Below are 25369 nucleotides of genomic sequence, written 5' to 3'. Positions count from 1 at the left end.
GACGGTCGTTCTTTCCATACGTGCCAGAAATCTGAAATAAATCATCCAATTCATGGAACCCTATCAAATCTTCCTGCTGATCGTTTTGCCTCCCTTTGTGATGGGCATCCTTTATGGGACCAGCCATTTAATCGCCCGAATCGGCGGCTGGGCAGAGCTCGCACAGACATACCCCTGCCCGGAGCCCGCCTTGCAGAAAAACTTCTCCGCCTGGAATTCGGTGCAGATCAGTGGCTTTGCGAGATATCATAGTGTGGTCAGAATTGCCGCAACAAAGGCGGGGCTCCAGCTATCCATGCCTATCATTTTCCCCGGGCACAAACCCATTGAAATCCCCTGGAATGAGATTCATAACATCCGAGGCTTCAATGTTTTATGGAAAGAATGGTGCCGTCTCGACGTGGGAAATCCGAAATTTGCCGATTTGGCGATTCCAACCAATGTTTTCGAAAAATTTCCGGTTCCCATCAGGGAACGTTTGAATCAGCAGTAACCTTCAGGCGAAGAAATTTCATAGGCTCTCCGGCCGAAACCGGGATACTCGACTTGATTTTCTGACTCTCAGCCTCATCTGAAATAACGGTATGGGTGATCCCCAGTGTCTGCCACGAGTTCGGTTTCAAGCTTGTGGACCATTCCGCACTGAGCGTGATATCGCTGCGGTTCTTTGCCTTGGGATAGATGATCGAAAGCTCTGTCGAGCTTCTTTCCATTCGCACTGGCGAAGGATTTTCCAAAGCTGCCGGTGAGCTGTTCAACGCGTATTCCAGGAGATTCGGCAGGTTGTCTAAATCCGGATCACCGCCTGCGGATCGATCGGACAAAGCAAATTGCGATAGCCACGTTACGAAATTCGATTCCGCTTGAGTGGTGATGTTGAGAACGATGCTTTGGGAAACCAGTTTGCCCGCGGAGTTTTTCCTCTCGATGGTCACCGGATAGCTTCCAGAAACCACGCTCTGGGACAAAATTCCGGAAATCTCACCTGTGGTGGCATTCAGTCCCAGCCCGGCAGGAAGCGCCGACCCTGGGGCAAGACTGAACAGTGCCGGATCGCTTAGCCGTCCATCTCTGAGACGCTCGATAAACGTCCTGTTCTCAATGGTATTCGCCAGCCCCGGAGTTACGCCGATGACGCTTGGCTCATCATCCGTCACAAAAATGACTCCCGCCACGTCGACGAAGTTCGTGGCACTCAGGGTGATGGTGACCCCCTGGGGTCCATCGCTAAGCAAATCATCAATCGCAGTAATAGGAAATGTGGCCGTTAGCTGATTTGCAGGGATAGTTACAGAAGCTGGAACCGTGGCCTCGGACGGATCGGAGGATGCCAGATTAACCATCAATGGAGCACTTAGGGCTTGGCTCAGCCTTATCGTCCCGGTGGCGGCATTCGTTCCTGCTGTTTCAAGAATCGACTCCTTATCAAAGGTAAGTGTCAGGAAAACATTGGGCGATGCATCCGATGAAATAATCACATTATCGAGCGCGAAAGCATCGCCCGCCGAGCTCACGCTGCCATTGCGGGTGCGGTAAAGCCAACGAAGGTAAATCCTTTCCGAACGATTGGAAAACTCCGATGGCAACGGGATATTGCGGAACTTCGTCAACGTGCCCGCAGGCGTGCTTCCGGTGCTCATGGAGGCACCGGAAATGCTTCTCCAGACAGTGCCGGGATAGCCTGGATTTGCAGTCGCGTATTCCAGGCTGATTTCCATATCGCTGCTTTCCTCAACGATTTTTTGAATATCATAGCTGATTTTCAGCCCTGTCACCCCGGAGGTATGATCCAGGGCCAATACGAGGAACCCGGGATCGAACTCCTGCGTCCCGCCCCGTAGTCCTATTTTTGAATCAAAATTATAAACTCCTGAGTAAGGAGCCCCCAGGTAGACCCCCATGGTATCGACATTCACATACTGGGCGGTGGACGCCCGGTAATAATAGGAACTCCAGCCAGTAGGGAAATTTGTCCCGTCCGCGGCGGGTGTCGCATTGAAATTCTGCTCATACCGCCCGCTGGTGAACACCGCTCCCGGGGAAATGCTTTCTGTCTGTGGGGCGATACCCAACGTCCTGCTCACGGCTCCGCTTGTCACCGTCCATTCGCTGGCGACATCTGCTCCCGGATCGGTCACGCCCGCGAAGTAGGCCGCCGCGCCAGCTTCCATGGAGCCCAGATTTGGATTTGCCGATAGGGAATTCCCATACGAAAGCTCGTGGACCTTCTCGGTGGAGCTATTCAGCAAAAACAATGAATCGCCGAGATCGCCCAGGGATGTCCAGGCCGACAAAGAATCAAAATAAGTGTAATTGTTATGAGCCAGAACGATTTTTCCACTGGCGGCAGAGCTAGAATCTCCGGGCAGCTTGGGATCCTTCGGTGAGTTTCCATTGTAGACTACGATCAATGTCCCCGCCGGAACATTCTGCCATTGCGGATTATTGGTGAACGTCAGGGTATTGTTCGAAGCATCGCGCAATTTCCATCCCGCTAGGCTGCCACTTTTCAGGGTCAGAATCTCAATCCATTCGGAGGCACTACCCGCAGGCCCCTGGCTGATCTCGTGGATGATCGCCTGTCGGTTTAGCTCGAGATCGTTGCCTTTGAGAACCAATCCACTCCGGTAATTATAAGTGTCGCCGGGACGGAAAAGCTTCGCCAGCGGTCTATCGAGCAAGTTTACCGCAGGAGAAAGATGAGCGGGGCTTACAGTGTTCCCATCACTCGCGGTGACCTTGCAGCGCCAAAGCTTACCGCTATTCGTAGGCGCCAGCGGCAAAGCGGCAGCAGTATGGGAGGAATCGACGAAATTTTCTCCATCCGTGCTGGACTGCCAGCGATAAGCCAATGTGTAGGTCTCCATCTCGGGCTCCGTGACTTCGACTTGCGACACACGCAATTCCGCATCCGCGAACGCTTGTCCGGTAGCATTCAGCGAAACCGAATTAATCACCGGAGTCTGGTTTTTCACAACAATCCCGACCGGGGCGGAATTACCGACCAATCCCGCATTGTCTGTGGCTTTTGCCACCAAACTCACCGCTCCGATGGCCGGACTAACGAAAAAGCTATAGGGCGCTGAAGTATCTGTGCCAACAAGGATATTATTGGCAAAAAGTTGCACTTTGGTGACTGTGCCGGAATTTCCGTTGATATCCAAATCCGTTGCTTCCGCATTCACATTGAATCCAACCCCGGGGCTGAATATCGAGCCATCACCCGGAGCGGTGATATTCACCACAGGAGCCGGATTTTTCGGTGGTGCGACCGCTCCGTATACCACCAGCTCCGCATTTTGCAGCACCCCCCCGACGGAGTTGCTCTTACTGCTTACATCCGCGACTCTGAGCGTCCAGATTCCAGCGGAATTTTCTCCCCAGTTCTGCACCGTGCTGAAGGTGTAGTTATTATAGTCCCTTCCCTTGTCGCCACGGGCGACAGCCAGCTTACTGATCGTTCCCGATGGCGATATCAGGGAAATCTCCAGCTCCCCCCGGGCACTATGGCTTGCCTTGAGCTTCACCGTTGCGTGCTCTACGGAAAAATTAGCACCCGATACGGCAAACTGCACCGTTCTACCAGCTGGAGCATTATTGGGAATATCCGCGGATAGATTGTTTTTGGTAATCACTGTCGCCGTTTGAGGAGCCAGATTGGACCAGGCGGCGGCTAGATTTACCGCAGCGCCCACATCGATCAGTCCCGCACCGTAGTCATTGTTGAAATGGAGTCCCGCAGCATTTGTCAGCCAGCCTGGCTCTGTCGGATTGAACTTCACCGCGGAGCGGATCAAAATTGCCTGCACATCCCGCCAACCAAGATTCGGATTTTTCTGTAGCATCAGCGCAATCGCTCCGGAAACCGCCGGACATGAAGAGGAAGTTCCGCTGAAATCGGCGGTGTAGTCTCCGGAGGTTCCCGAAGATGAATTGTATCCCAGGGAACTGGTGCGATCGGTAGTAGTAATCCCAAGTGAGCCATAAAAGCCATTCGAGGGCGCGGAAATGACCACATTCGCACCGGGCTCCGTATAGTAAGCCTTCCTACCCAGTGAATCGACCGCGCCAACCGCTATGGTATAGATGGAGCTCGTCAGCTCGCTGTAGTTCGCGCTGTCTTCGAAGTGTCCGCTGTTTCCCGCGGCAAACGTGAAGATGGTTCCCTTTCCGCCACGACCGCTTGTCACAGAGGTCTTCAAAGCCTCTTTCAACAAAGGATCCGCATAGTAAATCTCACCGTCGTAACCCCAGCTGTTGTTCTTGATCTCGATGACGTCATTCTGGTGTGCCAAGGCTTCCGCATTCTGGAAGTCCGTCGTGAAGACACCGGTTATCAACCTCTCCGCTACCAATGTGGCCTCCGGCGCCACTCCTACTCCTCCCAGGCCATTGTTCCCCCGTGAGGCAGCCACCCCGGCGACCGCAGTGCCGTGATCCTCATCACCCTGCGGGCTGGGATCATTGTCATTACCTACAAAGTCCCTATCGATGGATGTATTAATATTTCCGGAAAAATCGGGATGATTAGTTTGCACCCCACTATCAATAATTCCGATCTTGATTCCGGTCCCGCGCAAGCCACCCGTCTGACCATATTTCCAGACATTCTCGACATTCATGTCGGTGCCTGAGGCAGCTCCATTGCTTCTTTTGAGGTGCCACTGGTTTCCGACCAAAGGATCATTGGGAAGAGCCATGGGAACCGGCCGACGGCCTATCAAGACATCTGCGGAGTCGACCTCTGAAGCCTCCCGGATCCCATCAATCTTCTCGAGCGCATCCAATGGTTCCGCCGCTCTGAAAACCACCCAGTCAGGTGCGTATTCGGGAAACGCGACAATCTCCAGCCCGTGATCCGCAGCCAGCTTCCTCGCATCCTCACGAGGTATTTTGACCCGAATTCCCCCGGTCACGAGACGCAGCCCGGAATGGGTATTTTCCTCACCTTCCACGTAGGCGAGCGGGTAAACACCCCGTGATGCGGAAAACTCCTTCAAGCGGCTTCGCAAGGTCTGCGGGGTGGCCGGAGGGGAAATCACAACGACGGTTTCCTCCCCGTCGTCACCACGCAGCACCGCCCGATTCATAACCAGTTTCACCACTTCCCCGGTGGCCGCGGAAATATAGTGCGCCACGTCCGTATCGCGCTTTTTACGCTCACGTGCCGATGCCAGCGCCCCGATCGCATCCACCGAAGAAAGCCCGTCTTCCCGGTCCGTGGTTCGTCCCGCCGGTGCTTTCGAGACAGTGGAAGAATGACGGATGAGATACCCCCCGCCGCCCAAAAATGCTAAAACGGTCAGCCCTATAAATGCGCGCTTGCAGGTCTTGTTAAAACTCATCGTCGTAGCCGCAAAAATTAGGCCACCCGATGAGTTTTACAAGAAATGGTTTATATATATTTAGACAGACTTCACCAATACCATCACGCTCTCTACATGCCGGGTATGAGGGAAAAGATCAAATGGTTGCACCTCTTCAAGCATATAGCCCGAATCGCGCAGGAACTTGTAATCACGCACCTGTGTCGCCGGATCGCACGATACGTAAATGACCCGCTCCGGCCCGAAATTAACCAGTTGCTCAAGAAATTCCGGTGTGCAGCCCTTCCGTGGCGGATCGATCACCACAGCGGTTTCAGCAGCGGGTGTATCGATTTTTTCGAAAATCGCCTCCGCACTTGCCTGAAGGATACTGACGTTATCGAAGTTATTGAGCTTCACATTGTTTCCAGCCCAAGCGGCGCCTGCCTCATTCACCTCCACGCCCATGACTTTTTTGAAACGGGTGGCGAGCGTGAGCCCGAAAAGTCCGGCTCCGCAATAGGCATCCACCAGATAACCGGCGCCCCCTGCGAGGGCCTTCTCACCCACGTATTCAGTAAATTTGGGCAGTATGAACGGGTTGTTCTGGAAAAACTCGCCGGCTACGAAATCGAATTTCACGTCGCCCACCTCCTCCCGGGCTATTGCCTTCGGATTCCTTTCCACACGACCGGCTGTGGCTCGTAAAAGCACAGTCGCGCCCCGCTTGAACTGCTTGGCATTTGCCCGGAGATCGGCATGGACCGCCGGCAATGCATCGTTGATCTCTTTCATCGCGATCGGGCAATTCTCGACATTGACGAGGGAATTCCGCCTCCCAACCTCCAGAAAACCGATCTCCGCGATGACGCCGTCCTTCGGCTTATCGAAATGGGGAGTGATCTTGGAGCGATAATTCCAGATTTGATCGCTCGACTCGCAGAAATTGACCTCCCGCTCTTCCCCAGCCATGTGCTTGAAAAGCTCGCGGATCTGGCGGGTTTTCCACGCAAGTTGCTTATCGTAAGCCAGATGCTGATACTGGCAGCCACCACAACGTCCGAATACCGGGCAGCCCGGCTCCACCCGATCTGGCGAGGCCTCCACGATACGCACCAAATCTCCCTGGGAATGATTCTTATCGTTGCGGAAAATCCGCGTGATCACCGTTTCACCAGGCAGAGCATACGGCACGAACACCACCCAGCCATCGACCCGACCCACCCCGGAGCCCAGATTCGTCAGCGAATCGATCTTCAACTCGATTTCCTGATGATATTCAAAAGGCTTGGGAACAAACTTCTTCGGTGGTCTCTGGTGCATAGGCTTCGCCCGCAATAAGGCATTTATCCTCCATCCCACGCAAGAGCGGATACACGGAAGGGCAAGTCCGGGTAGCTCAGCGGCTATAAATTCCCGCTGGAGAATAAACTGCCGCAGGGCCGCCACTGAGTCCCTGCGGAGGTAATTGAATGAACAATGAATTGCCATCAAGACGGATCTCCACCGAAGCTGCGGCAGCTTCCAGGACCTGCTGATGGAAAGGGCTCATGGCCGCTGGCTCCCGATTGATCATTTCCAACGACCCGAGATCCGAGAGCGTGCATTCGATGACCCGCCCGGCCACTTCCAGGCGGGAAGCCGCGATGCCCCGCGAATCATCAATCGTGATTTCGGCTTCCAACGAAGGCGCATGCTCGAAAGGAGTGTTGGCGAAAATTTTTGGGCCAAAATAAGCGGCTACGTCAGGATTCGGGGAAACAAAGCCCATCACTTCGGGCTGGGCATCTGGATTCGATTGAATCAACACCATGCCCGCCGGCGCGGATCCCACCGGGGTATGAACCATTCTCGCAAGGTGCACGATCACGTTTGGCTGCTCCGCACCATTCAGCAATCCAGCGACATCGATGCCACCTTCCCAGGACATGTAATTTTCGAGTTTCATTCGTAATCGAAACTCTTAGCGATACTCTGGATTTCCAGCAATCGGAAAAGACAGGAGAGCATCTTCATAGTTGGACGATCCGGAATTTATGTTCAATAAAAGTGCGTGATCGCCGCCACCTACCCTCTCGTCCGCAAGCTCCTATTCTCACTTGATGCAGAAGTCGCCCACCATACAAGCCTCGCAGCACTCCGCCTCAGCGAAAAAACGGGCATTCTCCAAAGACTTGCCACACCGGCGCCCACGGCCTCACCGGTGAAGCTTATGGGGCTTACCTTTCCTAATCGCATCGGGCTCGCGGCAGGCCTGGACAAGGAAGGCAATACCATCGACGCACTTGGCCAGCTGGGATTTGGCTTCATCGAAATCGGCACGATCACACCCAGGCCGCAGGATGGGAACCCCAAGCCCCGCCTGTTCCGCTTGATTCCACATGAAGCAATCATCAACCGGATGGGGTTCAACAATCCGGGAATCGATGCCGGTGTGGCAAATGTCCGCGCCTCCCGCACCTTTAACGGACCCATCGGATTCAACATCGGAAAAAACAAGGACACATCCAATGAAAACGCAGCCGATGACTATTTGATCTGTTTGGAAAAAGCCTACCCTGTCGCCGATTACATCGTGGTAAATCTCTCATCACCCAACACTCCCGGCCTCCGCGATCTGCAAGCCGCGGATTCATCCGCCCGGCTTCTGGAGCTGCTGAAATCTTCCCAAGAAAAACTTACCGCCGAGCACGGCCGCCACGTCCCGATCCTTTTCAAAGTCGCCCCCGATCTCACTGAAAGCCAAGTAGCGGAATTGGCAAAGGTCTTTCTCGACGGCGGATTGGACGGCCTGATTGCGACCAATACCACGCTGGATCGCGAGAAAGTAGCATCGCATCCATGGGCGAATGAAGCGGGCGGTCTCTCGGGCAAACCGGTATTCGATAAGTCGAACCGCACCCTCGCAGGCTTCGCCTCTGCCTTTTCCAAGCAGATTCCCATCATCGGGGTCGGCGGAATTTCCTCCAGAGCTGATGCCGAGGAAAAACTGAAACTCGGTGCGGATCTCGTTCAGATTTACACATCGTTTATCTATCAGGGTCCCCGCCTCGTGAGGGAACTCGCCACCCTTTGAAAAACCGCACCGGAGCTGGTGTCCCGCCCCTGGCCAGAGCAACTAGCTTTTGAGGCAAAACTCTTCGACGACTCTCCCGCCGATAATGTGCTGCTGGATGATTCTTTCCAAGACTTCCGGCGTGCAGGAATGATACCAAACGCCTTCCGGATAGACGACGGCGATCGGCCCATTCATGCACACACGCAGGCAATCCGCTTTCGTCCGCAGCACGACTTTTTCTCCCGCTCCGGCAAGCCCCAGCTCCTTCAACCGACGCTTCAGGAAATCCCAGGCAGCCGCGCCAGCCTCCGGCTCACAGCACTTTGCCTCCATCGGCTGGGCACATAGAAAAATGTGGCGCTCCGCCATGTCCAACTTCAGCCCGGCCACACACTTCTCAAGTTCCGCGTTCATGGCTTGAGTTTATTTCCCGCCCGTTGCAATTGCTCAAGCTCGCAAAAATGCCCACGTTTTATGCTCAAGCGTTTTTTGCTCTCCCAATACACCGCTTCCCGTTTAGATTCTCCCCTGCCCATGAAAAGCACCCGCCTGCTCATCACTCTCACTCTGGCCGCCGGAATAATCGGTTTTCTCATTTGGCGCAGCTCGCACACGGAAGCTAGCGCTGCCAAGCTTGTAGGATTCCAGGATGCGGATGCTCCATTGCAGATGCCGGAAAACGGACAGCCCGATATGAGATTCCATTTTTTATCCGCATGGCAGGCAAATCAGATCCCCCGAATTTCCCGTATGGACACTCCGCTGGGCTCGGAAAACGGTGCGCTCGTCTATAATGCCCAGCCATTCTGGGAGATGAACGAAAAGCGCGGGGGCCATCACACCGGAGACGATCTCAATGGGATCGGCGGGATGAACACCGATCTGGGGGATCCTGTGTTTGCGGCCGCTGACGGACTTGTCATCTTTGCCGGAGAGCCTTCACCCGGCTGGGGAAATATCGTCGTTTTGGCGCACCGGAATGCGAACGGAGAGCCGATCCATACCATGTATGCGCATCTATTGGATATCAAAACCACGCTCGGTTCACTGGTCGCGCGCGGCAGCGTGATAGGCCGTGTGGGCACCGCCAGTGGGCACTATCCAGCACACCTTCACTTCGAGGCACGCAGCAGTGATGGAGTGGATATCGGAGGAGGCTATGCGATGCACCCGCTAAGCCATCTCGATCCGAAACCACTCATCGCCGCCCTTCACGATTCCAGCCCGGAGGGCATTTCACCCGCAGCATTGGCTTTCGCGAGCCTGGCTCCGGAGCTGCCCTGGACAGGACTGGAAATTAAAAATGCTGGAAAACTCTCAGAGCTCGAAAAATGATTCCACGGCCCCAGCCATTTCCTGAAATCACAGACTTTCCCCTCAAATAAACCATGGTCAAAATTAACTTAGCCTATCAAGGCAGCCTACGCTGCTCCGCCACGCACGCCCCTTCCGGTAACACCATTCAGACAGATGCACCGGTCGATAATAATGGCAAAGGAGAAGCGTTTTCTCCCACCGATCTTGTCGCCACCGCACTGGGTGCATGCATGGCCACAGTGATGGGTATCGTCGCGGAGCGAAAAGAAGTCTCCCTGGAGGGTATGAATATCGAGGTCCGCAAGCATATGTCAGAAGACGCGCCACGCCGGATTTCCAAACTTGAAGTCGATATCGACATGCCGCTTCCCGCAAATCATCCGGAGCGCAAGTTGCTCGAAAGCGCCGCACGCGGCTGCCCGGTGCATCACTCGCTTCATCCGGATATCGAAATCGCGTTTAACTGGAAGTGGGCCTAAGGCGGGTCTTCCTGGGAAAATACGTGTGAACCAAGGCAATACCCGGCTCCGCGCAATATTTTTCGAAAAATCCAGCCGCTACCCGCAAAAACCGTCGCTATTGAACGCTTGCGAGGAAGTTTTCGCCCAAAAGCTGCGCCCGTGCTTCGCCGACAAGGAATAACGACCCGGCAATCAAAATAGGTCCCTCATAATTCCGCGCGGCAACCAAGGCTTCGGAAAAACTCCCGTAGGCTTCCGCAGATGATTGTTCACCTTCGGGTAGCACCTTGACTAGTTCTTCACATCCCAAGCCCCGCATCGTGCCGACTTTGCAGAAAATGATGCGTTCCGTGAGCCCCTTCAACTCCTTGAAAACACCGGCGATGTCCTTTGATTCGACCGCCCCGAAAATCAGCGTGCCTCTTCCCGGCTTCATCTCATCATTCCAGGTTTCGCGCAGCACTTTAGCGGCATGCGGATTGTGGGCACCGTCCAGAACGATGTCTTTCCCATTGGAAACAATTTTCTCGAATCGCCCCGGCCAAGATACCTTTGCCAATCCATCTGCAACGCTTTCATAAGTGAGCGGCAGGCCGAGCTTGTGCAATGCCGCCATTGCCACGGCCGCATTCCATTTCTGATGCATCCCCGGCAGCGCTATGCCGTAGCCGACCAATGGCTCCTCGACAAATTCCAGCGGCGAGCGGCACTGGTTCGCCTCTTTTTCCAAAACATCGGCCGCCTCCGGCTCCTGCGGGGCTGAGATCACCGGAACACCCTCGAGCATAATCCCTGCTTTTTCCCCGGCAACCTTTGCCAGGGTATCGCCAAGCCATTGCGTGTGATCCAGCCCTATCGGCGTGATCACACATATATCGGCTGGCACAGCGGTCGTCGCATCCAGCCGCCCTCCCATTCCGGTCTCCAGCACGATCAATTCACATTCCTTTTCACGGAACCAGCGCATCGCAACGGCCAGGGTAATCTCAAAAAATGTGGGATGGATCTCAAGCTTCCCGCAGATTTCCCGGGCTTTGGTCAGTAGCTCGGCACAGCGCCTCTCGGAAATCATCTCCCCGGAGACACGCATACGCTCCCGGTAATCGATCAAATGCGGTGAGGTGAAAAGTCCTGTCCGCTGCCCGCAGGAGCGTGCCACCCGATCGATCATCGCGCAGGTGCTACCTTTACCGTTGGTGCCCGCCACGTGGACGATTTTTACCCCGTGCTTCGGAAATGCGAGAAATTCACGTAGCAAGCGCCTCGGCCCATCCAGCCCAAGCTTGATGCCAAATTGTTGCGTCCCGAAAAGCCAATCTATTGCCTCTTTGTAGTCCATTTTCCTTAACGCGAAGCTCGCCTTGTCTTCTCCTTACTTCAAGCTTCTAGAAGCAGCGGACGAAGAATGATTTTCACTAAGCCTACTCCGGCAAACACCCGTTGCGCCGATGAGTTGCGGTGGAGAACCTAGAACTTCACCGCGATCGAGCTGGTCAGGGAAGTATCGTGATGAAGCCTTCCGGCCGCAGGTCGGTTTTCAAAAAGATATTCCGCATTGACCTTCCAGATAAGCCGATTGCTGATCTTTGTGTCCAAGCCCACCTCGGCCACCACCGCAAAGTTCCCGGTATCCGCCAGTTCCGTGGTGTATTCGATAGATTGATGAAGCGAAACGATCTCGCTGAACTTGTGTGTGAAACGTTCCGCCGCCACCACTGACGCGTAATCATCGGTCACCCCGCCCTGGCTTTCAAACGTGTATGCCGGCCCGGCCTCAACGGTGAGATTGGTAAGATCATTTTTAATTACAGTATATCCGGCAAGGAAAGCCGGAGTGGCGCGGTAGCCGATATCCGCGAGATCATCACGCAGGTAGCCAACCGTCCCACCCAGATAGAATCGCTCGCTCATAAACCGGTTGTATTGCACTCTGGCGTCCGTTCTATCCTCGGAGGTCGCGCCATCATTTTCGCGGAGCGATTGCTCTATATCAAAGACGAACTCCCGCTCATTGCTGGTGTAGGCAGTGTTCCAGGCAAGACTCAGCGCGGAGCTGTCCGAGTTCCCCTTGTTCAAGGAAAAGCCGATCGCCGCCGTCGAGACCAAGCCATCCTCATTGGCCGAAGGAGCGTCCGCCCCAGGCATCAGGCTACGTCTTCCGGAAGCCTCGTCGGGATCAGCTAATCCTCCGAAATCATACGCTGCCCCGAGAATAAAAGCCGTATCGGAGCGCCCTTTCCCCACCGCCGGGGTGCTATCGATCCGATGGCGGACAAAGCTCCGCAGCGACCACTGGCGGGTCAATCTAGTTTCGATCCCTACATCCAGATCGAATAGATAGTCGGAGAAATCCTCGATCCGAGGCGTCAGCGAGGCTGATTGCCACAGCTTCGTGGTTTCATTGAAATGATACTCGAATTTTTCCGAGAACCGCGCTGTAGCGAACTCCGATTTCACGCCGCCGCGCTCACGCCAGGTAAAGCCCGGACCCGCTTCAAAGGTCAGCTTCATTTCATCGCCATCAATTGCACGGAAACCGAGCAGAATGCTTGGATCTATCCGGTAATCGATATCCGCCGCACTATCACGGAAGTAAGCACCGTAGATGCCGAGATAGAATCGCTCGCTGACGTCATGGTTGTATTGCCCGAAAATTTTCAGCGAGTCCGTGGCGATCACGGCGTCATCCTCGGAGTAAGAGTAATCCACCCCGAGATAGGCTTCCTCCGTAGCCTTCACGTAGGAGCCGAGAAACTGCACGGAGTAGGCAGCGGAATCGGAATTCCCGTCGGAAAATGAAAGTCCAGCCGCACCGGTGAACTCCCACACGGGCTCTTCCGCACCGAGCGAATACGTGATCGGAAACAGGAACAGGCCGATAGGGAGTAGAAATTTCATAAGCACCCGCTGATCCCAAGAAAGGCAGGCAGATACAAGCAAATTAGGGCTTCAGGTCTTGAAGTCGCGCAGCTGGAACGCAAGCCAACCAATCGCAAATAATGTGAAATTCAGCCCGAAGAGGAACGCGTAGCTTTCTACGATCTTCGGCCAGGAAATATGTTGCTCCATGAGGAAAATCCAGGCGCTCATCCGCCATGTGACAAAGTAGCTCTCATAGGGTTTGAAAAATGGAAAACCCTGTAAAATCATATCCACGAAGAGAATAGTAAGCGTGATGATCGTAGCGGCGGCGGGCTTGATTTTGAAACAGGAAAACATGAACGCGATTGATGACAGCGTGATCATACTCACGCCGATTCCAGCCGCAGACAGCGCCAGCCGGCCCGCACCGTCCCACCAATCCGGATAAGCGGCAAAGATCTTCATTTTTGGCTCCATCACAAAAAGCCCGCCATCCATCCCTACGGCCGCAACCGCCATCGCATATCCGCTGATGCCAACGAAAAACACGAAGCTGAATGTATAGAGACATACCGCTGTGTATTTCACCAAAAGCAGCCTCAGCCGACTGATCGGACGCGCGAAAACCATCCGCAGATTTCCATCCTCGTTTTCCTTCGCAACAATATCCCCCGCGACCAGTGCGAAGTAGATCGAGCCCAGCAAAAACATACTTAGCAGCATGATCGTAAAAGTGATCGTCAAGGAACTATAGTAAGTGCTGAATTCCAGGCCATTGCGCTCCACAAGTCCACGCATGTGCCGCTGGCTGGCTTCCAATTTATAAACCGCGAGAATCAGCGCCTCCATCGCCAAAAATGCCCCATAGCCCATCCACGTCCGCGGGCGGGCAAAGAGTTTTTTGAGCTCGCCCGTGAGTTGTTGAATAAAGATCATATTGGAAAGTTTTCGAAGAACTACTGCTGGCGGGAATCAGTTCGGGCTACCTTCTCCGTTGAGGATTTCCATATACACGTCTTCCAGAGAGCGCCGTATTCTTGCAAACTCGCGGACCTTCGCTCCCGCACGAATCGCACGCTCCACAAACACGGCGGGATCTATCCCGCGCGGTAGCGATATCTTTCCCGGTCCGACGATCTCGCCACCGAGCTCGTGCACGATCGGCATACACATTTCCCATGGTTCCAGCTGCACCTCATACACCGGCACATCGTCCCGGAAACTTTTCACCGAGCCCTCGAAAACCCGCTTCCCCTCACGCAGTATCGCCACCCGGTCGCACATCAGCTCCACCTCGGAAAGCAGATGTGAATTGAACAGAACTGTCATCCCCCTCTCCTCACGCAGCTGGAGTATAAAATCTCGGAACCACTTGATTCCTTCCGGATCCAGACCATCCGTCGGCTCATCAAGAAGCAAAAGTTCCGGCTCCGGCAGGAGCGACTGTGCTAGCGCCAAACGCTGCCTCATTCCGTGGCTATATGTTCTCACCTTGGAGCCGATTCGCTTCACCAGACCGACCCGTTCCACCACTTCCCTCGCTGCTTTTTCATCGAATCCACCGGAATAGCTCATCAGAATTTTCAAGTTATCCCAGCCACTCATGTAGTCGTAAAACGCTGGTGCTTCAAAGATCGCGCCGACTTTCCGTAAGGCTTGGCTGCGTTTTGCCTGCACGGACACCCCATCGATACGGACCTCGCCAAGATCCGGCTCCACCATTCCAAGGATAATTCCAAGAGAGGTGCTTTTTCCCGCTCCATTGTGTCCAAGGAGCCCGTAGATCTCACCACGTTCCAAACGGAACGAAACCTCTTTCAGCGCTGGTTTCCCTCCGAATTTTTTGCTCAGCCCGATTGCTTCCAACATAGTGCTCATTTTCCGCGATTGGTTGCAAATCGCACTTTGTTCGAGCTGGTGGAATCCGCGTATAGAAAGTTCGTCCCTTCCGGATGCCAGCTTTCCTTATCACTCACCAGGGGCACAGCCTCCGAGCGACCCGCCTCAATCCCGAAAAATGCTACCTGGCTGATGTGGAGACCATTCTGGGTATGATTCCAGTTATAACTGCTACCCGTTTTTTCGAATTGCTCCTTATCCGCCGGACAGTGGAATACCTCAGGACTCTCCAGATACTCCAACAAAACCGTCTCCAGAACCGGCTCTCCAGAACTTTTGCTCTCACGCCCCAGGGCCATCTCGGGAAGTTTCTGATTGTGATCGGAAAGGTAGCTTTGCAGCCCCACTCCGATCGAGCGCAGATTCCCAAGGCATGCGGCCTCGCGTCCCTTGGCAATCATGGAACTACTCACTGGCACCGCAATCCCCGCCAACGCGGCGATGATCGCGATGACCACCAGCAGCTCAACGAGGGTAAAACCGTCTTTAATTTGATATGGATCTTTCATCTCGGTCCGAATTCATTTCCCCGCAGGCCCTGCATCACCTCGTTCATCGCCTCCATCAGTGGCGCAAGATCCAGCTTGGTATCGGCACTGGCTTTATCAAAATACGCCTTCATGCCCTCTTCACTGATTTTGGTCAGCAGGTTCTCATCCATCTCCTTCGCACGCTCCATTTCTTCCTCGGTGCGCCCCTCGCGGATTTCGTTCAGCCCCTGTTGGACGAATTTTTTGCGCTGATCCTCGGGCATTTGATCCAGAGCCTCCATGAAACGGCTCATCGTCTCCACAATCGTTAGATCGATAAAAAGATTCTTTTCATCCTGGCTAAGCTTTTTGAAAAAATTCTCTCCCGCACGGCTGTCGCGATTCTTCTGGCGCTCCGCAAAATCCAGACGATTCACCATTTCCGCCACATCCCGGATTTCCTTCTTACGTCTTTGTGCGATGGAGCCGGACCCCGGGTTCTCGGACCAATCCGCAAAATTCAGACCCGCAAGCTCCTTATCGAGCCGCTCTGCCGTGATTTTTTTGGACGCCGCCACGCTTCTCACCGCGAAAACAATCACCCAGACGATCAACAGCATCGCCGAAACTTTCAGAATTATCGCCCGTTTTCCGTTCACGACCCTGAAGTTAGCGAGCCTTTTTCACCCCGCAAGGACTGCTTGAACGCAGTTTTCATATTTCTGGATTGGACGTTTCTCCGCACTCGTTCAATCTCCGGGCATGCTTCTTCCCATCGTCCAATACGGCGATCCCATCCTCCGCCAACAATGCCGCCCCGTCGAAACCATCGATGCGGAACTCCGTGAACTCGTCGACAATATGCTTGAGACCATGGTCGATGCCAATGGCGTGGGGCTGGCCGCTCCGCAAATCGGTGTGGACCTCCAGCTCGCGGTGATCGATGTCTCACATGATCCGGAATGTGTCTCCTATCTCAAGGTGAATGGCAAGGATGCCGAACTGGAAGAAATCATGCCTCTGGTTTTCATTAACCCAACACTGGAATTCGGCCAGGAAAAGGATACCGATTTCGAAGGTTGCCTAAGTATCCAGGGAATCCGCAGCGAAGTCCGCCGCCCGATGGATGTGAAGGCGACGCTTCCCCAGCTGGATGGTAGCACATTGATCATTGAAACGGACGGTTTGCTTTCCCGCGCACTTCAGCACGAGATCGACCACCTGAACGGCATACTTTTCGTCGATAGGTTATCAGCGGTAGGCAAGGTCAGCGTAAAAAACCGTCTGAAACGCCTGATCGGCGCGAAATGAAGCGGTAACGCTTCCGTGATATAGCGAACGATTTGAAAGCGAACGACCACGCCCGGCCATTCAATTGTTCCTAGGAAATTATGCTTCATCTTTGCGGCAGATCGCAATGATAGCCTCAGCTAGGGATATCTTATCAACCGCTTCCGGAAATATCCGGTTTATACCCAACTCCACCAGATAACATAACTTGCTCTATTCCAGCGTTGGCGTCCGGTATTTTTAAAAATAGCCTCAAATTTATAAAACTTTAGTTATTAAAGCTCGACATTTCGGGATTACTTAGTTTATGTATCCTCTCGAAATTAGTCCCCCTCCAACCCCCTTATCCTTATGAGCTCACCACGCGGAATCTTCGATACATTCACTAGTCCATCCTCAGAGGGAGCAGCGCCGCCGGCATCTCCCTTCGCTGTAGCCTCAAATGGAGCAGAAAAGCGCCCGGAAGCTCCTGTCGCGGCCAGTCCATTTGCAGCGGCTCCCGCACAGCCGCAAGCTCGCAAGGATTCTCCTTTCGCCATCGTGGATGACAACCATTCATCCGAGGATTCTCAGCCAGTACGTCTTCCGGAGCGCCGCAAGACAGCTGAATCACCATTCCAGATTTCCGAGCCCCAAGGCTTTGGCTTCGAGGCACAACCGCAGGCTTTGAAAGGCAATCCTTTCGAGGTCGCCAAGCCAGCACCCGCACCAGCACCGCAGCAAGCTCCGTCCGCCTCTCCTTTCGCACCCAGCGGCAACCAAGCACCGGCACCACAGAGCAACGCCTTCGGCAGCTGGCCACAGGCAGATGCTTCCCCGGTGCCTGCACCGGCTCCCGTTCAGTCTCCTGAGCAGCAACAAACAGCGCCCGCCCCTGCACCGGTTCAACAGACCGCACCCGCGCCCCAGCAGCCACAGGCGGTATCTCCGCAGCCAGCCCCGGCCCCACAGGCGGCGAGTGCTTCGAATTCCGATTCCTTCGAAATCAAGCAACTCGAGCTCCGCGCTATCTTTGGCGTAGACCGGGAAATGACCAAGGACGAGATTCTCCAACGTGCCCGCTCCCTTCCCGGCATCCGTCAAATCGCCCGCGTAAGCGAGCAGGATATTTCCGCCGTGGACGCACTGAAAACGGTGATTTCCAATCTTGGCTTCGGCAGTAGCCCGATCAAACTCTACTCCGGCTCCGTCCCAATCGAGTTCATCCGCGAGGGCCGCACCCTTCTCGCCGTTCAAACCGATGGCGGTTTTGCCCCAGGTGTCCGGGAGACACTAATGATCGTAGCCCGCGAGCTCGGCCGCTAAGAACGATACCGGCATCGCAATATTTCAGAAAAGGGAGCGACCGATCAGCGGTTGCTCCTTTTTTAGTTTCGCCGGCTTTCCGCGGAAACCTATTTAGTCATTTTCACCGGATCCGGAGTTCCGCTCGCCCGCCCAATGGCGAAATCTCCCATTGCACGGCTCCCGCTCCCTCATAAACTAAACAATGCACCGCACCTGCCAGGGTAACAACTGCCGACTTTTACACCGGATGAAACTCGTGCTCATCATCGCGGGGCTTTATCATCTGATCTTCGCCGCGTGGGCAAACTTCTGGCCTTGCGGGTGCTACGATCTGTTTGGGCTGCAGCGTCCGGAACATCCGGCCCTATGGAGAGTCATTGGTTTGATTTCCGGCGCACTTGGTCTGGCATTGCTTCTTTCCGCACGCGATCCCATCCGCAACTGGCTGATAATCCTACTTGGCGCGATCAAATCAATCCTCGCGGTAGCATTTGTTGTTCCCGCGATTGCAAGAGACGATTTACCGGTGACGGCCTCATGGATACTTCTGATCAACGATATCATCTGGCTCCCCCCGTATTTATATATTCTCTGGGCGGCAATCCGTGCCCACGCGGGGATTCCTCCATCCCGGGGCGTCCCGTATACCATCGCTGAGGCATCCGCGGTCTACCGCCTTTCCTCGGGAGAAACGCTCGCAAAGGCATCCGGGGAAAGACCTTTGGTTCTCGTTTTTCTCAGGCACTTCGGCTGCACGTTCACCCGCCAGATTTTGCGTGGACTCCAAGATCTGGAGCGCGAGGCCAGAAAAAACAACGCCTCACTGGTTCTCGTCCACATGCTCCAATCCGGGACCGAGGTCGACTACCTCGGCCACAATTCAAATATACTCCGCATTGCCGATCCACGCTGCGAGCTCTACCGCGCGTTCGGTCTGGGAAAAGGCGGCTTTCTGGAGCTTTTCGGACCGCAGGTCTGGTGGCGCGGAGCGATTTCTGTCATCAAAGGCTGTGGCGTAGGCCACCTTGCCGGAGACGGCTTGCAAATGCCCGGTGCCTTCGTCTTCCATGAGGGAAAAATCAGATCATCCCAGCCCGCCCGATCCGCGGCTGACTTGCCGGATCTAGCCTCATTATTCCAGTATCCGCCCCAACAACCATGATTCATCTCAAAGGCAAAACATTTCTGGTCACCGGTGCCTCCAGCGGCATCGGGCTGGCATTGTGCGAGCAGCTTCTCACCCATGACGCGAACGTTCTCGGCGTCACGCGGCGCCCGAATGCGGTCCATCCGGACGTATCTCCCATCAAGGCGGATCTGACATCGCGCGAGGAAACCACGGCCATTTTTCACCGCCTTGGAAAGATCGATGGATTGGTGAACTGCGCCGGCATCGCTTATCTCTCCCGCGTTATCGATGGCAATCCGGCCGATTGGGAGGAAATGTGGAGGGTCAACGTTCTGGCCCTCTCCTTATGCTGCCAGCTCTCCCTCAATCATTTTCCAAAAACCGGCGGGCGCATCGTCAATGTTTCCTCCATGTCCGGCCACCGCGTGCCCCCTTCCGGCGGCTTCTATGCCCCCACAAAATTCGCCGTTAGAGCAATCACTGACTCGCTCCGCTCCGAGCTGAAAGCCATCCAATCCCCGATTCAGGTCGCTTGCGTTTCGCCGGGTTTTGTCGACACACCACTTCTGGAAAACTACTTCAGGGGGCGGGAAGATACGCTCTCCAAAACACGCGCGGGAATGAAAATGCTACAGCCAGAGGACGTCGCCCACTGTATCATGACGATCCTTACGGCACCCGTTCATGTGGAGATCGGCGATATCCTGCTACGCTCCGCAGATCAGCTGGCGTAACAACAAATTCCGCGATGCCGAAAAAAAGGATTCTCAAATTTCTCGTCGTCTGGCTTCTGGCCACATTGCTTGTCTCATGTTTTGATACGCGTGAGGAGATCTGGATCAGTGCGGATTCGTCGGGAGCAGCCCGTATCCAGGTGATTTTTCCCGCGAAGGCAGCCACACTCTATGGAGGGGAAACAGGTGTCCGCGAAATGATCGAAGCCTTCTTCGACGGAAATTCCGCCTTCAGCTCCCACACGATATCCAGCTCACAGGAAAATGGCAGAATGCAGCTGGATATCACCTGCACATTCGAAAACGCTTTGGACCTGAAAAACGCCTTGGGTGAAGCCAATCTAGAAAAGCTCCCGAAGGGTGGAACTGGTTTTGCCGGAGAAACAGATGTGACGTTTTCCGGCACCGATCTTCATTTCAAACGTCTCGTGAACCTCCCGAAAGCAATGCCTGGCGCAATTTTTCTGCCGGAAAGCCAGCTACGCGGTCACAGCCTGACGACCATCATCCATCTCCCCAACCGGGCGACCTCGCATAACGCCACTCTTACTGCCAACGAGGGTCGAACCCTGATTTGGGAAACTCCCCTTGCTTCCGCTTTCAAGAAGCCCATCGAGAGCCGCTTCACCATGCCGCTGCCAATTCCGTGGCTTTATATTTCCATCGTCGCCGTCTTAATACTCATTCTCTCCCTTTCCCTGGTATTTTATCTGCGGGGAAAATTTCGCAGACGAATCACTCTGCGGTGAGAACCACGTCATCACTCTCCGCACTCATTCTATCGGAAGGCAGAATCGGCTTCTTATCGTAGCGTTCAGGAGATTTCAGCTTTCGCAGGCTGTTCTCGTAACACTTCGTCATAAAGTCGTCGTATTGGATAAGCTCCATGCGCCCATCGTGATGCTCGACAATCGCCGTGAGACTCTCCACCCAATCACCTGAATTTAGGTAATGAACCTCGCCAACCTGCTTGTCCTCCGGAGTATGGATATGCCCGCAGATAATGCCATCGCAGTTCTTGTGAATTGCCAGTTCCTGGAGCAGTTCCTCGTATTTATCGACAAAACTAACCGCTGATTTCACCCTGGCTTTGACGCTCTTGCTTAGGGAAAAATACTCTTTCCCCTGCCATGCGCGCCATTTGTTATAGTAACGGTTAACCTTCAATAAGGTGTCGTAGCCAACAGCGCCGAGAGAGGCCAACCACTTATGATTCGTCGATACACTATCAAAGCCATCGCCGTGGACTACGAGGTATCGCTGCTTGTTGGCAGCTGTGTGAATGTGTTCTTTCGTGAAGCGTATCTTGCCGAATGCCAGCGGTAGAAACCGCTCCAGGATATCATCGTGATTTCCCCGTAGATACACGACTTCCGTGCGATCACGCTCGGTCATCTTAAGAATCTTCCGAATCACCCGGCTATGTCGCGGCATCCACTTCGAGCCACGCTGAAGCGCCCAGCCATCCACGATATCCCCGTTCAATACCAGCTTCTCACACCGGATTTGCTTAAGGAAATCCACGACCTCCGCAGCCTTGCTATCGGGCGTTCCCAGATGGATATCGGAGAGGAATACGGTGCGGAAACTGACTCTTTCGCGTTTTCCGTGCTTCGGAATACTCAAGAGTTTCCGGGGAGCGGACTTGGCGTTGCCGGAAATGCATTCCAAACGCTTCTCAAACTCCTTGACCACCGCTTCCCAGCCTTCGCCAAGCGCCAGATCACGCGCGGAAGTCCTCATTCCATGTCCTTTGCGGATGGCCAGGGCAGATTTCGCGCATTCGATGAATGATCTGGAATCGCCCTTTTCCACTTTGAAGCCATTTTCCCCATGCTTCACGAAACGAGCCGCAGCAGCGTAATCGTAACTGACCGTCGCCAGGCCACTTGCCATCCCTTCGAGCACCACATTGCCGAAGGTCTCGGTCTCACTCGGGAAAAGCAGCACATCCGCAGATGCATAATGTTTTGCCAGATTCTCTCCGGTTTGCATCCCACTGAAGTGAATCCAAGGATGTTTTGCCTCCAGTCTCTCACGCAACGGTCCGTCGCCCACCATGACACACCGCACATCCGGCACCGTTTCCCGCATTGCCTCGAATGCCCTGACTGCAAGCTCCAGGTTCTTCTCCTGGGCCATCCTACCTACCACAATCGCCACCGGTGCTCCCGGCGAGGCTCCCCAGCTATTACGAAGTTCCTCAGAGCGTTTTTTGGGAGAAAATAACTCGGTATCCACACCACGCCCGAGCAGATAAACTTCCTCGAAGCCCTCCCCGCGAAGCTTTTCCACCAAGTCAGGACACGGCGCGAGCGTGCAATCCGCCTTGTCATGGAAGCGCTTCAGGTAGGCCATGGCCATAGGCTGCAGGCCGCCCAGACTATAGCGCTGCATATACTCGTGAAAGTTCGTATGAAAACCGGTGGCCACAGGAATCCCCAGCGCCTTGGCAGCTTTTACAGCGGATCTACCCAGAGGGCTTTCCGTGGCTACATAGATGGCATCCGGACGCTTTTTCAGCCAGCGCTTGCGGAGCTTGAAGGGCCCCGGCAGTCCCACACGGACCTCTTTGTAACCTGGCAAAGGCACGGATGCAGCCACCGTTTCACCACGTTTCCCCACACCGGTGCGGATGATGTGCACACGGTGATTGAGCTTTCGTAAGCCATCACACAAGCGGCCTAGTGTCATAGCCACCCCATTTACATCCGGGGCAAAGGTGTCCGTCACGATGTCAATTTTCATAAGTTATCGGGAAGTCACTTCCACTTCCGATAACAGAAAATCGCATTTGCAACTTCTGATCAGCACCACAGCTGTGACGTATTCGTCACCAAAGCCTTCACCAGAAAAGGCAAAAAAGACACCGGGAGAACCTCGTAGACGAAAAGTCTCCCCCGGTGCCTGAAAAACATCAGATACTCATGGATTGGAAACCGCCGTCGACAATCATTTCCATACCCGTGATGAAAGAACTCGCCTTGGGCGAAGACAGAAGGATTGTCGCACCGATCAGTTCCTCGGCGTTGCCGAAACGGGAGGAAGGCGTGTGACGGAGAATATCAAGAACCCGGGACTCATCGAGCACCTTGCGATTTTGTTCCGCTGGGAAGAAGCCCGGGACGAGGGTGTTGACACGGATATCCTTGTCAGCCCACTCGCGGGCGAGATTGCGGGTGAGGTTATGGACCGCCGCCTTCGAGGCGGAGTAGGTAAAGACACGGGAGAGCGGATTGAGACCGGAAATCGAACCCAGATTGATAATGGATGCTGGCCGCATTTCATCGACAAAATATTGGCCGAACACCTGGCAGGCACGGAAGATCGCCGTCAGATTGGTATCCATGATGCGCGCGTATTCCTCTTCCGTGATTTCCAAAAACGGAGTGGGAGAGTTCGTCCCCGCGCCATTGATGAGAATATCCACCCCACCGGATCTCTCCAAAACCGTCTCAAGCATATCGTGGAGCGACTGCCGGGATGTCACATCCACCGGCACGAAATAACCCTTGCCTCCATGGGACTTGATCTCCTCCAGACGTCTTTCCGCCTTCTCCGGGATACGGCCGCCCAGGACGACTTCCGCTCCCGCACGAGCCAGCCCGACTGCCATCGTGCCGCAAAGTTCACCTGTTCCACCGATCACGACCGCAGTTTTTCCGCTGAGGTCGAACATATCCTTCAAAAAAGCATTGGTTGACATGGAAGGATGCTTCCCAAAGACCTGCCGCTTTGCCAAGTGGAAACGCCGGACGCGGGAATTTCCCCTGCTTATTTTTCCAACTGGTCTTTCCTCCCGGAAACCGCGCCTCCACGTATTTTTTCAAAAAAAATGTTAAATCCGGCTACAATTGCAGGATTCTCCTTGACGCGAAGCAGCTACGAGCCTAAATCCGCCGCCCGTTTCTCAAACAAACACTCTCTATCATGGCCAACGCACAAGTCATCCTCAAAGAAAAAATCGAAGGCCTCGGCGCCGAAGCCGATGTTGTTAAAGTCCGCGCTGGCTACGCCCGCAACTACCTCGTCCCACAAGGCAAGGCATATGAAGCGACCAAAGCAAACCTTCGCCACGTCGAAGCCCTTAAAACCGAGCGCTCACGCCGTGAGGCAGAGGAACTTGTAGTAGCCCAAGAGCTCGCCACCAAGATCTCCAAGCTCAAGCCATCCTTCACCCTTTCCACAGGTCAGGGCGGCAAAGCATTCGGCTCCGTCACAAGCATCGATATCCACAAAGAACTTGAGTCCTCAGGGATCGTTATCGACCGCCACAACATCCTTCTCGACAAGCCAATCAAGAAATCCGGCAAATCCGAGATCGAGATCAAGCTCAACCCACAAGTCACCGCAACTCTCACCATCACTGTAGATGCTGGCGATGTGACCGAAGACGAAGCGTAATTCGCTCCTACTTTTTCAAACGGCCGATCCTGCTTTCTCGGGATCGGCTTTTTTTATACCTTGTCCGCCAAAGCGTTTGCGGAACGAAAGTTGGCTCTTGGCACCCTGTGCCGCATCGCCCTAGCCTGTCCGGATGATTCCGGCCCGCAAGATCATGTATGAGATGTCCACCAGTCTCAGGCAATACCTCTACCACTTCGATAGACTACGTGATATACCGAATCTCTACTCGGAACTGATCCGTTTCACGGGCGCCATCCCGTATGAGGCTCCTTGCAGCCGGGAGACTCTCTGGATGACGGTGATGTATCCTCCGGACGTTTTCGAAGAACTCCGGAATGGCCTGATCAGCATCTACAGCGAATTGAAGATTGGCCGGGATGCGGAGGAACATGACCACCTGCGGGTCGATCGCATTGATTTCGGAGATTTCGGTAATTCCAAGCCATTCCGGATCCGCGTTACCAACCTCTTCAATGACAATTCGGACTATTTTTACGTCAAGCAGGCGGATGCATCGCGGATCTACGGCCTTGAGCTGGAGCACATCCTCTCGCCGAACCGAATCAACTACATGATCAGCGGTAACACACTTATCGAAGAACATATCGCCGGCGTTCCGGGAGATGCATTCATGCGCGATTATTTAAAAAATCCTGACCTGAATAAAGTCCGGATCGCCAAGGAATTTACAAAATTCACGGAGCGATCCTTCATCCGTCTGCTCGGCGACATGCGGAGTGTCAACTATGTCGTGGAAATCACTCCGGACTTTGAGGAAGTCCAGTATCGGGTGCGTCCCATCGACTTCGACCAGCAGTCCTACGAAGGCAACGGCAATATCTACCTCGCCTTCCGTTTCAATTCAAACAGACCTATCACACGTCTAGCATTTCAAGTGCTAAACCGGAAATCCATCGATCAATACGTGAACGAGGAGCACGCCCAGATGGCCCGGCGGGCCAAGGTGGAGTCCACGCGCCTCCGTGCGCTTTTAGGCATCATGCGGCGCGAGCAGATAGCCCCTGCGGAACATGTGCGACAGTTGGCCTTGGATCTGGACAGAATGCACGGCACGAAGGATTTCACCGACTGCACTTCGATGGGAGAGCTCACTGCGGAGCATATCTCTCTCATGCTCGGAGTCTGAAT

The 25369-nt window shown here is 54.3% G+C and carries 23 protein-coding genes; 11 read left to right on the top strand and 12 right to left on the bottom strand.

All coding sequences use genetic code 11. From position 1 onward, the window contains the following. Nucleotides 1–52 precede the first annotated feature (52 nt). Complete coding sequence (locus tag ACFSSA_RS00215; protein WP_386817747.1) at nucleotides 53–493, top strand: hypothetical protein; 441 nt, start codon at nucleotides 53–55, stop codon at nucleotides 491–493. On the opposite strand, the gene ACFSSA_RS00210 is transcribed toward ACFSSA_RS00215, so the two are convergent. The 3 genes from ACFSSA_RS00210 to ACFSSA_RS00200 form a co-directional block, all read right to left on the bottom strand. Continuing rightward, the gene (locus tag ACFSSA_RS00210; RefSeq protein ID WP_386817746.1) at nucleotides 468–5345 is read right to left on the bottom strand and encodes a S8 family serine peptidase; all 4878 of its coding nucleotides are present in this window, start codon (nucleotides 5343–5345) and stop codon (nucleotides 468–470) included. The genes ACFSSA_RS00215 and ACFSSA_RS00210 overlap by 26 nt on opposite strands. Nucleotides 5346–5405: 60 nt before the next feature. Next, nucleotides 5406–6629, bottom strand: a complete 1224-nt coding sequence (locus ACFSSA_RS00205) for a class I SAM-dependent RNA methyltransferase (RefSeq protein WP_386817745.1) — start codon at nucleotides 6627–6629, stop codon at nucleotides 5406–5408. A gap of 76 nt (nucleotides 6630–6705) precedes the next feature. Further along, complete coding sequence (locus tag ACFSSA_RS00200; protein ID WP_386817744.1) at nucleotides 6706–7254, bottom strand: hypothetical protein; 549 nt, start codon at nucleotides 7252–7254, stop codon at nucleotides 6706–6708. A gap of 105 nt (nucleotides 7255–7359) precedes the next feature. Here ACFSSA_RS00200 and ACFSSA_RS00195 point away from each other — a divergent pair, with 105 nt between their 5' ends. After that, complete coding sequence (locus ACFSSA_RS00195) at nucleotides 7360–8382, top strand: quinone-dependent dihydroorotate dehydrogenase (RefSeq protein ID WP_386817743.1); 1023 nt, start codon at nucleotides 7360–7362, stop codon at nucleotides 8380–8382. 42 nt (nucleotides 8383–8424) lie between these two features. Here ACFSSA_RS00195 and ACFSSA_RS00190 read toward each other — a convergent pair whose 3' ends face one another. Beyond that, nucleotides 8425–8778: a (2Fe-2S) ferredoxin domain-containing protein gene (locus ACFSSA_RS00190; protein ID WP_386817742.1), complete on the bottom strand. Its 354-nt coding sequence runs from the start codon at nucleotides 8776–8778 to the stop codon at nucleotides 8425–8427. A 120-nt stretch (nucleotides 8779–8898) separates the two neighbouring features. On the opposite strand from ACFSSA_RS00190, the gene ACFSSA_RS00185 reads away from it, so the two are divergent. After that, nucleotides 8899–9699 (top strand): M23 family metallopeptidase, encoded by an 801-nt coding sequence (locus tag ACFSSA_RS00185; RefSeq protein ID WP_386817741.1) that lies wholly within the window; start codon nucleotides 8899–8901, stop codon nucleotides 9697–9699. A 53-nt stretch (nucleotides 9700–9752) separates the two neighbouring features. Continuing rightward, nucleotides 9753–10160: an OsmC family protein gene (locus ACFSSA_RS00180; RefSeq protein WP_386817740.1), complete on the top strand. Its 408-nt coding sequence runs from the start codon at nucleotides 9753–9755 to the stop codon at nucleotides 10158–10160. A gap of 97 nt (nucleotides 10161–10257) precedes the next feature. Here ACFSSA_RS00180 and ACFSSA_RS00175 read toward each other — a convergent pair whose 3' ends face one another. The 6 genes from ACFSSA_RS00175 to ACFSSA_RS00150 form a co-directional block, all read right to left on the bottom strand. Beyond that, nucleotides 10258–11481, bottom strand: coding sequence for a bifunctional folylpolyglutamate synthase/dihydrofolate synthase (locus ACFSSA_RS00175; RefSeq protein ID WP_386817739.1), 1224 nt, complete (start codon nucleotides 11479–11481; stop codon nucleotides 10258–10260). 128 nt (nucleotides 11482–11609) lie between these two features. After that, nucleotides 11610–13040: a DUF481 domain-containing protein gene (locus ACFSSA_RS00170; RefSeq protein WP_386817738.1), complete on the bottom strand. Its 1431-nt coding sequence runs from the start codon at nucleotides 13038–13040 to the stop codon at nucleotides 11610–11612. Nucleotides 13041–13091: 51 nt separating this feature from the next. Beyond that, complete coding sequence (locus ACFSSA_RS00165; protein WP_386817737.1) at nucleotides 13092–13940, bottom strand: ABC transporter permease; 849 nt, start codon at nucleotides 13938–13940, stop codon at nucleotides 13092–13094. Between the two features lie 36 nt (nucleotides 13941–13976). Continuing rightward, nucleotides 13977–14882, bottom strand: coding sequence for an ABC transporter ATP-binding protein (locus ACFSSA_RS00160; protein WP_386817736.1), 906 nt, complete (start codon nucleotides 14880–14882; stop codon nucleotides 13977–13979). After that, nucleotides 14879–15412, bottom strand: coding sequence for a prepilin-type N-terminal cleavage/methylation domain-containing protein (locus ACFSSA_RS00155; protein ID WP_386817735.1), 534 nt, complete (start codon nucleotides 15410–15412; stop codon nucleotides 14879–14881). Before ACFSSA_RS00155 ends, ACFSSA_RS00160 begins: the two co-directional genes overlap by 4 nt. After that, on the bottom strand, nucleotides 15409–16032 hold the full coding sequence (locus ACFSSA_RS00150; RefSeq protein ID WP_386817734.1) for a hypothetical protein: 624 nt from the start codon (nucleotides 16030–16032) through the stop codon (nucleotides 15409–15411). Before ACFSSA_RS00150 ends, ACFSSA_RS00155 begins: the two co-directional genes overlap by 4 nt. Nucleotides 16033–16135: 103 nt before the next feature. On the opposite strand from ACFSSA_RS00150, the gene def reads away from it, so the two are divergent. The 5 genes from def (at nucleotide 16136) to ACFSSA_RS00125 (ending at nucleotide 20562) form a co-directional block, all read left to right on the top strand. Continuing rightward, complete coding sequence (gene def / locus ACFSSA_RS00145; protein WP_386817733.1) at nucleotides 16136–16684, top strand: peptide deformylase; 549 nt, start codon at nucleotides 16136–16138, stop codon at nucleotides 16682–16684. Nucleotides 16685–17014: 330 nt separating this feature from the next. Then, the gene (locus tag ACFSSA_RS00140; RefSeq protein WP_386817732.1) at nucleotides 17015–17968 is read left to right on the top strand and encodes a hypothetical protein; all 954 of its coding nucleotides are present in this window, start codon (nucleotides 17015–17017) and stop codon (nucleotides 17966–17968) included. A gap of 229 nt (nucleotides 17969–18197) precedes the next feature. Then, nucleotides 18198–19112 (top strand): AhpC/TSA family protein, encoded by a 915-nt coding sequence (locus ACFSSA_RS00135; protein ID WP_386817731.1) that lies wholly within the window; start codon nucleotides 18198–18200, stop codon nucleotides 19110–19112. Then, nucleotides 19109–19813 carry an SDR family oxidoreductase gene (locus tag ACFSSA_RS00130; RefSeq protein WP_386817730.1) on the top strand — a complete coding sequence of 235 codons (705 nt, stop codon included), beginning with the start codon at nucleotides 19109–19111 and terminating at the stop codon, nucleotides 19811–19813. Before ACFSSA_RS00135 ends, ACFSSA_RS00130 begins: the two co-directional genes overlap by 4 nt. Before the next feature lie 14 nt (nucleotides 19814–19827). After that, nucleotides 19828–20562 carry a hypothetical protein gene (locus ACFSSA_RS00125; RefSeq protein WP_386817729.1) on the top strand — a complete coding sequence of 245 codons (735 nt, stop codon included), beginning with the start codon at nucleotides 19828–19830 and terminating at the stop codon, nucleotides 20560–20562. Here ACFSSA_RS00125 and ACFSSA_RS00120 read toward each other — a convergent pair. Next, nucleotides 20549–22561, bottom strand: coding sequence for a glycosyltransferase (locus tag ACFSSA_RS00120; RefSeq protein WP_386817728.1), 2013 nt, complete (start codon nucleotides 22559–22561; stop codon nucleotides 20549–20551). The two genes, ACFSSA_RS00125 and ACFSSA_RS00120, sit on opposite strands and share 14 nt — an antisense overlap. Before the next feature lie 169 nt (nucleotides 22562–22730). Further along, nucleotides 22731–23519, bottom strand: a complete 789-nt coding sequence (locus ACFSSA_RS00115; protein ID WP_386817727.1) for an SDR family NAD(P)-dependent oxidoreductase — start codon at nucleotides 23517–23519, stop codon at nucleotides 22731–22733. 224 nt (nucleotides 23520–23743) lie between these two features. On the opposite strand from ACFSSA_RS00115, the gene rplI reads away from it, so the two are divergent. After that, nucleotides 23744–24217 carry a 50S ribosomal protein L9 gene (gene rplI / locus ACFSSA_RS00110; protein ID WP_386817726.1) on the top strand — a complete coding sequence of 158 codons (474 nt, stop codon included), beginning with the start codon at nucleotides 23744–23746 and terminating at the stop codon, nucleotides 24215–24217. A gap of 163 nt (nucleotides 24218–24380) precedes the next feature. Continuing rightward, the gene (locus ACFSSA_RS00105; protein ID WP_386817725.1) at nucleotides 24381–25367 is read left to right on the top strand and encodes a hypothetical protein; all 987 of its coding nucleotides are present in this window, start codon (nucleotides 24381–24383) and stop codon (nucleotides 25365–25367) included. The last annotated feature ends 2 nt before the right edge of the window (nucleotides 25368–25369 follow it).

This window comes from Luteolibacter algae (assembly GCF_042683045.1).
Classification (GTDB): domain Bacteria; phylum Verrucomicrobiota; class Verrucomicrobiia; order Verrucomicrobiales; family Akkermansiaceae; genus Luteolibacter; species Luteolibacter algae.
The sequence above is the reverse complement of the archived record's forward strand: the minus strand, read 5'-3'. Positions and strand labels throughout refer to the sequence as shown.